This is a genomic window from Curtobacterium flaccumfaciens (genome assembly GCF_013359815.1).
Lineage (GTDB): Bacteria > Actinomycetota > Actinomycetes > Actinomycetales > Microbacteriaceae > Curtobacterium > Curtobacterium flaccumfaciens.
Genome location: NZ_JABMCF010000036.1, coordinates 232,019 through 245,050, shown reverse-complemented (window position 1 = coordinate 245,050; position 13,032 = coordinate 232,019). Strand labels below are relative to the sequence as shown.

10 protein-coding genes and 3 tRNA genes are annotated in these 13,032 nt (G+C 71.3%); 9 read left to right on the top strand and 4 right to left on the bottom strand.

Annotated elements, in window-relative coordinates:
* Positions 1–109: 109 nt before the first annotated feature.
* Positions 110–1,369, bottom strand: a complete 1,260-nt coding sequence (locus tag HP445_RS09255) for an isochorismate synthase (RefSeq protein ID WP_128780982.1) — start codon at positions 1,367–1,369, stop codon at positions 110–112.
* Between the two features lie 86 nt (positions 1,370–1,455).
* Here HP445_RS09255 and HP445_RS09250 point away from each other — a divergent pair, with 86 nt between their 5' ends.
* The 4 genes from HP445_RS09250 (at position 1,456) to HP445_RS09235 (ending at position 5,934) form a co-directional block, all read left to right on the top strand.
* Entirely contained in the window at positions 1,456–2,247 is a 792-nt protein-coding gene (locus HP445_RS09250; RefSeq protein ID WP_111029382.1) for a demethylmenaquinone methyltransferase, read from the top strand.
* A 31-nt stretch (positions 2,248–2,278) separates the two neighbouring features.
* Positions 2,279–3,355 (top strand): polyprenyl synthetase family protein, encoded by a 1,077-nt coding sequence (locus tag HP445_RS09245; protein WP_027466355.1) that lies wholly within the window; start codon positions 2,279–2,281, stop codon positions 3,353–3,355.
* Between the two features lie 84 nt (positions 3,356–3,439).
* The gene (locus HP445_RS09240; RefSeq protein ID WP_128780983.1) at positions 3,440–4,813 is read left to right on the top strand and encodes an FAD-dependent oxidoreductase; all 1,374 of its coding nucleotides are present in this window, start codon (positions 3,440–3,442) and stop codon (positions 4,811–4,813) included.
* A gap of 5 nt (positions 4,814–4,818) precedes the next feature.
* Positions 4,819–5,934: a heparan-alpha-glucosaminide N-acetyltransferase domain-containing protein gene (locus tag HP445_RS09235; RefSeq protein ID WP_128780984.1), complete on the top strand. Its 1,116-nt coding sequence runs from the start codon at positions 4,819–4,821 to the stop codon at positions 5,932–5,934.
* Between the two features lie 402 nt (positions 5,935–6,336).
* On the opposite strand, the gene cls is transcribed toward HP445_RS09235, so the two are convergent.
* Both cls and HP445_RS09225 read right to left on the bottom strand, forming a co-directional pair.
* On the bottom strand, positions 6,337–7,797 hold the full coding sequence (gene cls, locus HP445_RS09230; protein WP_128780985.1) for a cardiolipin synthase: 1,461 nt from the start codon (positions 7,795–7,797) through the stop codon (positions 6,337–6,339).
* A 39-nt stretch (positions 7,798–7,836) separates the two neighbouring features.
* Positions 7,837–8,325, bottom strand: coding sequence for a YajQ family cyclic di-GMP-binding protein (locus tag HP445_RS09225; RefSeq protein WP_017888627.1), 489 nt, complete (start codon positions 8,323–8,325; stop codon positions 7,837–7,839).
* A 137-nt stretch (positions 8,326–8,462) separates the two neighbouring features.
* On the opposite strand from HP445_RS09225, the gene HP445_RS09220 reads away from it, so the two are divergent.
* The 5 genes from HP445_RS09220 (at position 8,463) to HP445_RS09200 (ending at position 11,004) form a co-directional block, all read left to right on the top strand.
* Positions 8,463–8,547, top strand: a tRNA-Tyr gene (locus HP445_RS09220).
* A gap of 58 nt (positions 8,548–8,605) precedes the next feature.
* Positions 8,606–9,436: an inositol monophosphatase family protein gene (locus HP445_RS09215; protein WP_128780986.1), complete on the top strand. Its 831-nt coding sequence runs from the start codon at positions 8,606–8,608 to the stop codon at positions 9,434–9,436.
* Positions 9,437–9,584: 148 nt separating this feature from the next.
* Entirely contained in the window at positions 9,585–10,733 is a 1,149-nt protein-coding gene (locus HP445_RS09210; RefSeq protein ID WP_128780987.1) for a M23 family metallopeptidase, read from the top strand.
* 93 nt (positions 10,734–10,826) lie between these two features.
* Positions 10,827–10,898, top strand: a tRNA-Thr gene (locus HP445_RS09205).
* Positions 10,899–10,930: 32 nt separating this feature from the next.
* Positions 10,931–11,004, top strand: a tRNA-Met gene (locus HP445_RS09200).
* Positions 11,005–11,096: 92 nt separating this feature from the next.
* On the opposite strand, the gene HP445_RS09195 is transcribed toward HP445_RS09200, so the two are convergent.
* Positions 11,097–12,992 carry an ABC transporter ATP-binding protein gene (locus HP445_RS09195; RefSeq protein WP_128780988.1) on the bottom strand — a complete coding sequence of 632 codons (1,896 nt, stop codon included), beginning with the start codon at positions 12,990–12,992 and terminating at the stop codon, positions 11,097–11,099.
* Between the last annotated feature and the right edge of the window lie 40 nt (positions 12,993–13,032).

The window sequence follows — 13,032 nt, the reverse complement described above, 5'->3', positions numbered from 1 at the left end:
GGCTGTCGGGACCGCGCGGCCACGAGGGTCGCGCGACCGCGTGGATCCCGCGACCGCGTGGATCCCGCGACCGCGTGGATCGCGCGGCCGCGTGGGTCGCGCGCCTGCCTCAGGCCAGCGCGTCGGTGATCGGCCGGAACTTCAGGGCCGTCTCGGCGACCTCGCGCGCCGGCTCCGAACCGGCGACGATCCCGGCCCCCGCCCAGGCCCGCACGGTGCCGTCGTCGTCGATCCGGGCGCTGCGGAGCGCGAGCATCCACTCGCCGTCGCCCGTCGCGCTCATCCAGCCGACCGGCCCGGCGTAGCGGCCGCGGTCGACGCCCTCGAGCTCGGCGACGAGCCGCACGGCCACGTCCGTCGGGGTCCCGGCGACCGCGGCCGTCGGGTGCAGGGCGTCGGCGACGTCCAGCGACGTGGTGTCGGGCGGCAGCGTGGCCTGCACGTCGGTCGCCAGGTGCCACAGGTTCGGCAGCTGCAGCCGGAACGGTTCGGCGTCGGCGCGCAGGTCCGTCGCGAGCGGTGCGAGGGCCGCGAGCAGGCTGTCGATCGCGAAGGTGTGCTCCTCGACGTCCTTGGCGCTGCTGGCCAGGGCCTCGGCGGCGGCCCGGTCGGACACCTCGTCGGTGCCCCGGGCGGCGCTGCCGGCGAGCACCCGAGCGGTCAACCGCGTGCCGTCGGTGCGGGCGAGGGTCTCGGGGGTGGCGCCGACCAGTCCGTCCACCGCGAAGGTCACGCACTGCGGGTAGGCGGCCGCGAGGTCGAGCAGGACTGCCCGTCGGTCGGCTCCGGGCGGCAGCGTGCCGACGAGGTCGCGGGCGAGCACCACCTTGCGGGCGCTCCCGGCCACGATGCGGCGGACCGCCTCGGTCACGTTGGCGGCGTAGGTGTCCTCGTCGATGTGCCCCGGACGCAGCGCCACGGAGACGTGCGGCCCGACGTGGGGGACCGGGACCGAGGTCCGGGTGAAGGCCAGGGGCTCCGCGCCGAGCGTGGTGTCGATCGCGGTCAGCCAGGCCTTGCCGCGCCGCCGACCGAGGACCACCCGGGGCACGATGAGCACGCTCTCGTCGGCGGAGTCGTCGGCGAAGGCGAACGACCCGAACGCGACGAGCCCCGAACCGCGCAGCTGCACCGGGTCGTCGACGACGGCGGTCTCGACGATGCTGCGCCAGAGGGCCGCGGCGTCCCGCATCCGGTTCGGGCCGGTGAACGTGAACCGGAGCGCCTCACCGATGCCGACGATGCCGTCGCCGTTCCGGACGAAGGCGAGGGGACGGTCGCGGAGCGTGTGGCGGAGGACGGCGCCCGGGTCGTCGAGGATCCGGGTCGAGACCGTCAGCGGGGGCGCCGCCGTGGTGGTTCGGGTCACGGCTCCGATGCTACGCGCCGATCCCGCACCGCCCGGGTGGCTGCGAGTCCGGTGAACGCTCGGTCGGGACCTCTAGGATTGACCGTGTGAGCAGAGCGGACCTGAACAAGCGCCCGGACGAGGTGGCGGCGATGTTCGACGACGTCGCGGCCAAGTACGACCTCACGAACGACATCCTGTCGGCGGGCAACGCCCCGCTGTGGCGTGTCGCGACGGTCCGCGCGGTCGACCCGCAGCCCGGCGAGAAGGTCCTCGACATCGCCGCGGGCACTGGGACCAGTGCAGCGGCCTTCGCCAAGAAGGGCGCCGAGGTCACCGCGCTCGACCTGTCCGCCGGCATGATCGCCGTCGGCCGTGAACGCCACCCCGAGATCACCTTCGTCGAGGGCGACGCCGAGCAGCTGCCCTTCGACGACGACACGTTCGACGCCGTCACGATCTCGTTCGGGCTGCGCAACGTGAACGACCCGAAGCAGGCGCTCGCCGAGATGCTGCGCGTCCTGAAGCCCGGTGGCCGCGTCGTCATCTGTGAGTTCTCGACGCCGCCCCGTGCCCTGCTGCGCCTCGGCTACGGCACCTACCTGAAGCGCGTGCTCCCGGGCATCGCGCGGCTCTCGAGCAGCAACCCGGCCGCCTACCGCTACCTCGCCGAGTCGATCGACGCGTGGCCCGACCAGCAGGTGCTCACCCAGTGGCTCCGCGGTGTCGGCTTCTCGGTGGTCGCCTACCGCAACCTGACGGCCGGTATCGTCGCACTGCACCGTGGCCGCAAGCCCGTCGCCGACACGGTGCGCGAGTCCGCGGCACGGCGTGCGAAGGCCCGCCGTGACCACCAGAACACCGGCGAGCAGCCGCGCGTCGACCCGGCCGCCGACTGACCGGTCACCACCCCCGAAGACGGAGCAGCACTTGAATCCGAGCGTCCCGGTCGCACGTCGCGCGCCGAGCCTGCGCGCATCGCTGGGCATCGGCGAGCGGTTGTTCGCCACGCCTGCCGACCGACGCTTCATCTCCGCGGTCGACGACGGGCTCGAGCTCGTCGAGCAGGGGCTCGAGGACGCCATGCGCTCCACCGACACCCTCGCCGACACCACCAGCCGGTACCTGCTGTCCGCCGGTGGCAAGCGCATCCGTCCGACCCTGACGCTCCTCATCGCCCAGCTCGGTGACGGCGTGACCGACGCCGTGGTCAAGGCCGCGGTGAGCATCGAGACCACGCACCTGGCGTCGCTGTACCACGACGACGTCATGGACGAGGCGCCCGTGCGCCGCGGGGTCCCCGCCGCGCAGATCACCTACGGCAACAACGTGGCGATCCTCACCGGCGACCTGCTCTTCGCCCGCGCCAGCCTGATCACCGCCGACCTCGGCACCGAGGGCATCCGGATGCAGGCCGAGACCTTCCAGCGCCTCTGCATGGGGCAGCTGCACGAGACCACGGGGCCGCAGCCGGACGACGACCCGCTCGAGCACTACATCCAGGTGCTCAGCGACAAGACCGGCTCGCTCATCGCCACCGCCGCCCGCGCCGGCGTGATGTTCTCCGGTGCCGACCGCGCCTACCTGGACGCCGTCGGCACCTTCGGCGAGAAGGTCGGCGTGGCCTTCCAGCTCGTCGACGACGTCATCGACCTCGCCCCCGCGACGGACAAGACCGGCAAGATCGCCGGCAACGACCTGCGCGCTGGTGTCGACACCCTGCCGGTCCTGCAGCTGCGCCGGATGGCCGCGACCGACCCCTCCGCGCAGCACCTGGTCGAGCGCATCGAGCGCGACGTCAACGGTGCGCCCGACGACGTGGTCGACTCCGCGCCGTACCAGTCGGCCGTCGCCGCGCTCCGCGAGCACGAGGCCACCGCGGCGACCCGAGCCGTCGCCGTCGCCTGGGCCCGCGAAGCCGTCGCCGCCCTCGCCCCGCTCCCCGACGGCACCGTGAAACGGGCACTCACCCGCTTCGCGGACTCCGTCGTCGACCGAAGCCGCTGAACACCCCTCCCGACGGCGCACGCCCACGGCGGCCCGGTCGGGAGGCCCCCGGGAACCCCCACCCGAACGAACTGGAGACGATCAGTGCCCACCCTCCGACTCGCCATCGTCGGCGCCGGCCCGGCCGGCATCTACGCCGCGGACATCCTGCTGCGCGAGGCGCACGGCTACGACGTGTCGATCGACCTGTTCGAGCAGCTCCCCGCGCCCTACGGCCTGGTCCGGTACGGCGTCGCGCCCGACCACCCGCGCATCAAGGGCATCATCAACGCCCTGCGTGACGTCCTCGACCGCGGGGTCGTCCGGCTGTTCGGCAACGTCCGCTACGGCGAGGACATCACCCTCGAGGACCTCAAGAAGCACTACAACGCGGTGGTGTTCTCGACCGGTGCGATCAAGGACGCCGACCTCGACATCCCCGGTGTCGACCTCGACGGCTCGTACGGCGCCGCCGAGTTCGTGAGCTGGTTCGACGGCCACCCCGACGTCCCGCGCACCTGGCCGCTGAACGCCGAGAGCGTCGCGGTCATCGGCGTCGGCAACGTCGCCCTCGACGTCTCGCGCATGCTGGCGAAGCACGCCGACGACCTGCTGCCGACCGAGATCCCCGCGAACGTCTACGAGGGCCTCAAGGCATCGCCCGTCACGGACGTGCACGTCTTCGGCCGCCGTGGTCCGGCGCAGGTGAAGTTCACGCCGCTCGAGCTCCGCGAGCTCGGCGAGGTCCGTGACGTCGACATGGTGGTCTACGACGAGGACTTCGACCACGACGAGGCGTCGAAGACCGCGATCGCGACGAACAAGCAGGTCATGGTGATCAACCGTGTCCTCGAGCAGTGGCGCACGCGCGAGGTCGGCCAGGCCAGCCGTCGGCTCCACCTGCACTTCTACGCGAAGCCGATCGAGTTCGTCGGCGACGAGCAGGGCAAGCTGACCGCCATCCGCTACGAGCGCACCCGTCCGAACGGCGAGGGCGGCGTCGAGGGCACCGGCGAGATCCGCGAGATCCCGATCCAGGCCGCCTACCGCGCGGTCGGGTACTTCGGTTCCCCGCTGCCCGGTGTGCCGTTCGACGAGCGGCACGGTGTCATCCCGAACCACGAGGGCCAGGTCCTCGACGACGACAACCAGCAGATCCCCGGGGTGTACGCCACCGGCTGGATCAAGCGCGGTCCGGTCGGGCTCATCGGGCACACGAAGTCCGACGCGATGGAGACCGTGCAGCACATCGTCAACGACCAGGCGAGCTGGTGGACCCCGGAGGACCCTTCCGACGAGGCGATCCCGGCCCTGCTCCGCGAGCGCGGTGTCGAGTACACCGACCTCGAGGGCTGGCACCACCTCGACACCCACGAGCAGGCGCTCGGCGCGGTCGACGGGCGCGAGCGCATCAAGGTGGTGCCGCGCGACGAGATGATCGAGGTCTCGCTCGGACGCGTCGACGCCCCGACGAGCTGACGACCATGACCGACACGCGCCCCGTCCCGCCCACAGCGGTGCGGGGCGCGTCCGCGTCGGGGATGCGGCTGCAGGGCGTCGACGTGGCCCGTGCGGTCGCGCTGCTCGGCATGATGGCCGCACACATCGGCGGCATCGCGGAGCAGCTCGACTGGACCGACCCGGCCACCTGGACCGCCGTCGCCCAGGGGCGCCCGTCCACGCTGTTCGCGGTCCTCGCCGGCGTCTCGATCGGTCTGACGAGCGGCCGCACCGACCCGCCCGGCCCGCCCACCATCGGCCGCATCCGTGCCCGGCTCGCGATCCGCGCCGTCGTGGTCGTCGTCATCGGATTCGCCCTGATGGCGCTCGACACCCCCGTGTACGTCATCCTGCCGACCTACGGCGTGCTGTTCCTGCTCGTGGTTCCGGTGCTCCGCGTCCGACCGGCGGCGCTGCTCGGCATCGCCGCGCTCTGCGCGGTGCTGTCGCCGCTCGCCGCGCTGACGATCGCGCCGGCCTACGCGGACGCCGGCATGATCGGCGTCCAGCTCGGCCTGGTCTACCCCGTGGTCACCTTCCTGGCGTACGTCCTGGTGGGGCTCGCGGTCGCCCGGGCCGGCCTGGAGGACCGTGGCCGGCAGGTCCTGCTCCTGGCGTCCGGCGCACTGGTCGCCGCCACCGCGTACGTCGCCGGGTCCGTCCTCGCCCCGCTGCCCGACGACGCGGCCCTGGCGTTCCCCGGGGTCCCGTACGCGGGCGAGGCCTCGACCCCCGGTCAGGCCCTCGCGCAGCTGTTCCTGTCCCCGCGCGACCACTCGTCGTCGGTCGTCGACGTGGTGGGGACGGCCGGGGTGGCGGTCGCGGTGATCGCCCTCTGCCTGCTCGTGTTCGACGGCCGCGGGCCCGTCGCCGAGCGGATCGCGTTCCCCCTGGCGGCCGTGGGGTCGATGCCGCTGACGGTGTACTCGGGGCACCTCGTGGTCATCGCGATGCTGCCGACGTACCCCGAGTCGGCCGAGGCCTGGGGTTGGTTCGCCCTCGGCTCGGTGGTCTTCGCGATGCTGTGGCGGCGGTTCCTCGGTCGCGGCCCGCTCGAGCGGGTGGTCGGGGCCCTGGCGTCCCTCGTCCCGATGCGCTGAGCGCACCTGGCGGACCCGCGCCGGGCCTCCAGACGGCTACTGCAGCGCCGCCGTGAGCCACGGAACGCCCACCGCACGGTGCAGGGTTCTCCGTTCGCCGCGGGCTTGCTCGCCGGGTGCCCCGCTGTCGCGACGCACGGTGCGGCCAAGGTCGCACCGGGTGGAGGACGACGCACGGTGCGCGACGGAGCCGACCCGGGCCTCCCGTCTGCACCGTGCGTGGTTGGTTGTGCGACGCGTGGCGCACGGCATCCTGAACCGGCCCGGAACGACCCGCACGGTGCGCGGTTGTCCGTTCGCCGCGGGCTTGCTCGCCGGGTGCCCCGCTGTCGCGACGCACGGTGCGGCCAAGGTCGCACCGGGTGGAGGACGACGCACGGTGCGACGGTGCGACAGCCTCGGCTACTGCAGCGCCGCCGTGAGCCGCGCGACGTTGTCGAGCACCTTGGACCGGCGCGGACGGTCGACCCACGCGTCGAGCGTGAGCTCGAAGCTGTGCTCCTTGTACGCTTCCTGCACCTCGCGCAGGGCGTCCACGAAGCGGTGACCGCGCACCATCACGGAGACCTCGAGGTTCAGGCTGAACGAGCGCATGTCCATGTTGCTCGACCCGATCACCGACACCTCGTCGTCGATGGTGAAGTGCTTCGCGTGCAGGATCGTCGGCGCGCGGTACAGCCAGATCCGCACACCGGCGCGGAGCAGTCCCTCGTAGTACGAGCGCTGTGCGTGCCACGTCATGGCGTGGTCGCCCATCTCGCCGACGAACAGCTCGACCTCGACGCCGCGCTGCGCCGTCGTGGTGATGGCGTAGAGCATCGAGTCGTCCGGCACGAAGTACGGCGACGTGATCGAGACCTTCTGCTGCGCCGAGTAGAGCAGTGCGTTGAACAGGCGCAGGTTGTTCTCGCCGTCGAACCCCGGGCCGGACGGCACCACCTGGCAGTCGAGCGCGTCGCCGCGGTCGGCCCGCTGGACGGGGTCGCTCTCGCGCAGCAGCAGCTCGTCGGTCTCGCTGTACCAGTCCGTGACGAACAGGGCGTTGAGCCCCGCGACGACCGGTCCCTCGAACCGGGCGAACAGGTCCTTGTAGACCATGCCCTTCTCGACGTGGGACTTGATGTCGTAGGACGCGTCGATCAGGTTCTGCGAGCCGGTGAACGCGACCGAGCCGTCGAGCACCATGATCTTCCGGTGGTTGCGGAGGTCGGGGCGCTGGAACTTCCCCTGCAGCGGCAGGAGGGGCAGCATCAGGTGCCACTCGATGCCCGCCTGGTCCATGAACGACAGGGTGTCCTTGTAGCCCGGGTAGCCGCGGCTGGCCCAGTGGTCGAGCAGGAACCGCACGGTGACGCCACGTGCCTGCGCCCGCGCGAGCGCTTCGAAGAACGGGCGCGTGGTGTCGTCGAGCGTCGCGATGTAGAACTCGACGTGCACGAACCGGCGGGACTGGTCGATCGCCCGGGTCATCTCGGCGATGGACTCCTCGGAGTCGGGGTAGAGCTCCGCGGAGTTGCCACCGACCAACGGCATCGCACCGAGTTCGCGGTTGAGCCGCGTGACGCTCTCGAGCCACGCGGGCCACGGGTGGTCACGGCGGACCCGCTCGATGCCCTCGGTCTGCTCGAGGATGTACGCGTTGATCTCGGTCTGCTTCTCGCGACGGGCGCGGGGGAGCTTCGTCGACCCGATGACCAGGAAGACGATGAAGCCGATGTAGGGGATGAGGAAGATCGCGAGCAGCCACGCCGTCGCGGTCTGCGGCTTCCGGTTGATCGGGACGTAGATGATCGAGAAGACGCGGATCGCCAGGTCCAGCAGGACCAGCAGGACGGTGATGACGACGCTGAGCCAGTGCTCCACGGGGTGCCGGTGTCGGGTGTCGTTCGCAGGGGCCGCTGGTCAGCGGAAGTTGATGAACTGCAACGGGACGTCGAACTCTTCACCCTTGAGGAGCTGGATCGTGTTCTGCAGGTCGTCACGGCTCTTCGACGACACGCGGAGCTCGTCGCCCTGGATCTGGCTCTTCACCGTCTTCGGGGCGTTGGCGCGCAGGAAGGCGCCGATCTTCTTCGCCACGTCCTGCTCGATGCCGTTCTTGAACTTCACCTCGATGCGGTACTCCTTGCCCGAGGGGTACGGGTCGCCAGCGTCGAGGCTCTTCAGGCTGATGTTCCGCTTGATCGCCTTGCTCTGCAGCACGTCGAGGACGGCCTTGGCGCGCTCTTCCGAGTTCGCCTTGATGAGGACGTCCTCGCCGCTGAACGCGACCGAGGCGTCGGCGCCCTTGAAGTCGTACCGCTGCTCGATCTCCTTGGCCGCCTGGTTGAGGGCGTTCTCCGCCTCCATCTTGTCGACCTTGCTGACCACGTCGAAGGAACTGTCTGCCATGCGGAACAGCCTAACGGCGGACAGGAGGCGCGGTTCCGGTCGCGCGGATCGGCTCGCGGTGGTCACGACCACCGTCAGTCATCCGCTATGCTTTTGTGCGCGCCTTCGGTTGGTGATCACACCGGCTGGGTGCGCATGGCAAGTTACCCAAGCGGCCAAAGGGATCTGACTGTAAATCAGCCGGCGTAGCCTTCGGGGGTTCGAATCCCTCACTTGCCACCATCTGATCGGCCCCGTCCACTGCGGACGGGGCCGATGGTGTTTCCGGGAGGATGGGTGCATGGCATCCGACCTCACCCCGTCCCAGTTCGCCGACCTCGCCGAGTCGATCGCCCGTGACGCAGCGGCGCTGGCCGCACGGCGCCGCGCCGAGGGGGTCGAGGTCGCGGACCGGAAGTCGAGCATCGTCGACGTGGTCACGGCCGCCGACCGTGAGGTCGAGGCACTCATCCGCGCCCGCATCGCCGAGGCCCGACCGGACGACGCCTTCCACGGCGAGGAGTCCGGGTCGGCATCGGGCGCCTCGGGCATCACCTGGGTGGTGGACCCGATCGACGGCACGGTCAACTACCTGTACGGCAGCGCGGAGTACGGCGTGAGCATCGGCGTCGTCCGTGGAGCACCCGACCCGATGACCTGGGAGCCGATCGCGGGCGTCGTCGTGGCGCCGGCGACGGGCACCGTCTTCCGGGCGGCGGTCGGCCAGGGTGCGACCCGTGACGGGGAACCGTTGTCCGTCGCCACGCCTGGTTCGCTCGCCGAGACGCTCGTGGCCACCGGGTTCGGGTACACGGCCGACCGTCGCCGCGAGCAGGTCGCGGTGCTCGCCGGGCTCATCGGCGAGGTGCGGGACATCCGCCGCGGGGGAGCGGCGTCGCTCGACTGCTGCGCGGTCGGTGCGGGCGTGGTGGACGCGTACTACGAGCGCGGGATCAACCCGTGGGACATGGCGGGCGGGGCCCTCGTCGCGCAGGAGGCCGGCGCGGCGATCCGCATCTGGGAGGCCGGGGGAACCCGCTCCTTCCTCTTCGCGAGCCCCGCCGTCGCCGACGGACTCGAGGCCCTGGTGCGTGGGCTCGAAGCCGGTGCACTCGGAGCCGTGCGGGCCTGAGGGCGCGCCGAACCCCAGGTCTGGGGGTGCCGGGAGGACATGGCCACGACTGGCGACCTGCGACGTCTCCTGCTAGCGTGCTCAGGTCCCGTTACCTGCTCGTTACCAACGAGTGAGCCCTTCTCCGATCAGGATCGCCACCGCACGCATGCCCCGTACTCCTCTGTCGTCCGCTCCCACCGACGGTTCCGTCGACGCCGCCACCCCGGTCGTCCACCAGACCCGACGCGCTCGGATCGAGGCAGAGCGAGCCGCGGCGAAGGGCGCGGTCGTGGCGCAGGACTCGACGGGTCCGAGCTTCGACGACGTGATCGGTGCGGCCACGCCGGGAACCCCCGCGGCCCCCGTGTCGCCGATCGACCTCGCACCGGCGTCGCCCGTGCGCCCGGCCTCCCGCATCGTGACGCCGCCGGCCCCCACCTCGCCCGTCGTGCACGCGCAGCCGGCCGCACCCGCTCCTTCGGTGTCGCAGCCGCGTCGGGTCGCCGGGCAGGTCCCCGCGTCGCGTCGTCGCACCAGCCGTCCGGCGCCGAAAGCCCCGGTCGACCGGGCGACCCGCCACATCCGGTCCAGCACCCCCGCCAGCGCACCGGCCCCGAAGCGTGGTGCGTCGTTCCGCCGGTCAGCCTCCCGTGTGACCGCGGTCGGCGCCCTGCTCTTCGCGGCCGGCCTGGTCGTCTCGACCTCGCTGCCGGCCCAGGCGCTCTGGGTGCCCGAGTCCGGCTCGACGGCGGCCCGTGCCAGCTCGGGTGCCACCCAGTCGATGCAGGTCGGTGCCGCTGCTGACGGGTCGACCGCGCGCGACCAGTTCACGGTCTCGGACGCCACGCAGTACGCGAACGTCGACTCCTCCAGCTTCACGAACGACCCGACCGGCACGATCCAGTGGCCGTTCCTGACGGGCGTCCCGATCACCTCGGGCTTCGGCGGACGCCAGGTCGCCGGGTGCTCGTTCTGCTCGACGAACCACATGGGCGTCGACTTCGCCCCGGGCGAGGGCACCCCGATCGGCGTCATCGCCGCCGGTACCGTCATCAAGGTGCAGGCGAACGACGGTGGCTTCGGCAACGACGTCTGGGTCGAGCACGACGTCGACGGCAAGCAGTTCGTCAGCGTCTACGGCCACATGGAGGACAACTCCTTCAAGGTCGTCACCGGCCAGCACGTCGAGGTCGGCGACATCCTCGGCCTCGTCGGCAGCACGGGCAACTCCACGGGCCCGCACCTGCACCTCGAGGTGCACGTCGACGGGGTCCCGGTGGACCCGCTGGCGTGGCTCAAGACCAACGCGAACTAGCGGCCCACGACGCGGCACGCCCGGGCGTCTCGTCCGGTTCCGGAGCAGCGTCGGAGGTCTGCTATCCTCGTGTGGTGCCGTTCGCGGCACATCGCCCCGATAGCTCAGTGGTAGAGCACCTCCATGGTAAGGAGGGGGTCGTCAGTTCAATCCTGACTCGGGGCTCCGACCCGGTGCGCGTGCCGCTCCGGATCTCTGGCGGGGTAGCTCAGTTGGTTAGAGCACACGACTCATAATCGTGGGGTCGCGGGTTCAAGTCCCGCCCTCGCTACACGCAAGGCCCTCTCGTCCAGGATCCTCTGGGTCAGGGGGCCTTTTCTGTTACCGGCCCCACTTCGACCGCTGGGCCCACCCGTCGCTCGTTCAGTCCGCCGCCGGCACGTCGGCCGCGACGTTCTCCTGCGCGGCGAACTGGGTGCGGTGCAGCTCCTCGTACCGGCCACCCGCGGCCAGCAGTTCGTCGTGCGTGCCCCGCTCCACGATCGAGCCGTCCTCGACGACGAGGATCACGTCCGCGCTGCGGATCGTCGAGAGCCGATGCGCGATCACCATCGCCGTCCGTCCCTCGAGCGCCTCGCCGAGTGCTGCCTGCACCGCTGCCTCGGACGTCGAGTCGAGTGCCGCCGTCGCCTCGTCCAGGATGACGACCCGCGGCTGGGCGAGCAGGAGCCGGGCGATCGTCATCCGCTGGCGCTCGCCCCCGGAGAGCCGGTAGCCGCGTTCACCCACCATGGTGTCCAGCCGGTCGGGGAGGGACCGGATCAGCGGCTCGAGCCGTGCGCGGCGGACCGCGTCCCACACCTCGTCGTCGGACGCCTCGGGCCGGGCGAACCGCAGGTTGGAGCGGATGGTCTCGTGGAACAGGTGGCCGTCCTGCGTCACCATGCCGAGGGTGTGCCGCATCGAGGCGAACGTGACGTCGCGGACGTCCGTCCCGGCCAGACGCACGGCGCCGCTGTCGACGTCGTACAGGCGCGAGAGCAGCTGCGCGACCGTGGACTTGCCGGCTCCGGACGAGCCGACCAGGGCGACTGTCTGCCCCGGTTCGATCCGGAAGGACAGGCCGTGCAGCACCTCCTCGCCGCCGCGGGTGTCGAGCGTCGCGACCTCCTCGAGCGAGGCGAGGGACACCTTGTCGGCGGACGGGTACGCGAACCGGACGTCGTCGAACTCGACGGAGACCGGGCCGTCGGGGATGGTGGCCGCGTCGGGCTGCTCCCGGATGAGTGGTTCGAGGTCGAGCACCTCGAAGACGCGCTCGAAGCTGACCACGGCGCTCATGATCTCGACCCGGGCGTTCGCCAGGCTCGTCAGCGGGGCGTACAGCCGGGTGAGCAGGAGCGCCAGGGTGACGACCTCGCCGGTGTCCAGGCGGCCGGCGAGCGCGAGGAAGCCGCCGAGCCCGTAGACCAGCGCGAGGGCGAGCGCGGAGACGAGCATGAGCGCGGTGAAGAAGACGAACTGCAGCATCGCGGTCCGGACCCCGATGTCGCGGACCCGGGCAGCGCGGACACGGAACTCCTCGGCCTCTTCGTCGGGCCGACCGAACAGCTTGACGAGGGTGGCACCGGGTGCCGAGAAGCGCTCGGTCATCTGGGTGCTCATCGCGGAGTTGTGGTCGGCGGCCTCGCGACGCAGGGCGGCGAGGCGGCTGCCCATCCGGCGCGCGGGGACCAGGAACACCGGGAGCATGACGACGGCGAGCACCGTCACGAGCCACGAGGTGCTGAGCATGACGATCAGGGTGAGGACCAGCGCCACGAGGTTCGTGACCACGCCGGACAGCGTGCCGCTGAAGGCCTGCTGGGCACCGATCACGTCGTTGTTGAGGCGGCTCACGAGCGCACCGGTCCGGGTGCGGGTGAAGAACGCGATCGGCATCTTCTGCACGTGGTCGAAGACGGCGGTGCGGAGGTCCAGGATCACGCCCTCGCCGATCCGTGCCGAGTACCAGCGCGTGGTCAACGACACGGCGGCGTCGGCCACGGCCACCAGGGCGATGACCACGGCCAACCGGACGATCGTCGAGACCTCACCGCGGGCGACGATGACGTCGACGACCTGACCGGCGAGGACCGGCGTCGCGACCGCGAGGAAGGCGCCGACGACGGAGAGACCGATGAAGACCAGCAGCTTCGCCCGGTACGGCACCGCGAACGTCAGGATCCGCCGGACGGACGCGCGGGAGAACCCGTGCTTGCCGCCCTGCGCGGACGAGATCTTGTACAGCGAGCTCCAGGCTGCGCTCTCCATGCTCATGGCGGTTCCTTTCCGGGGCCCCGGGCCCAACCTAGATGGC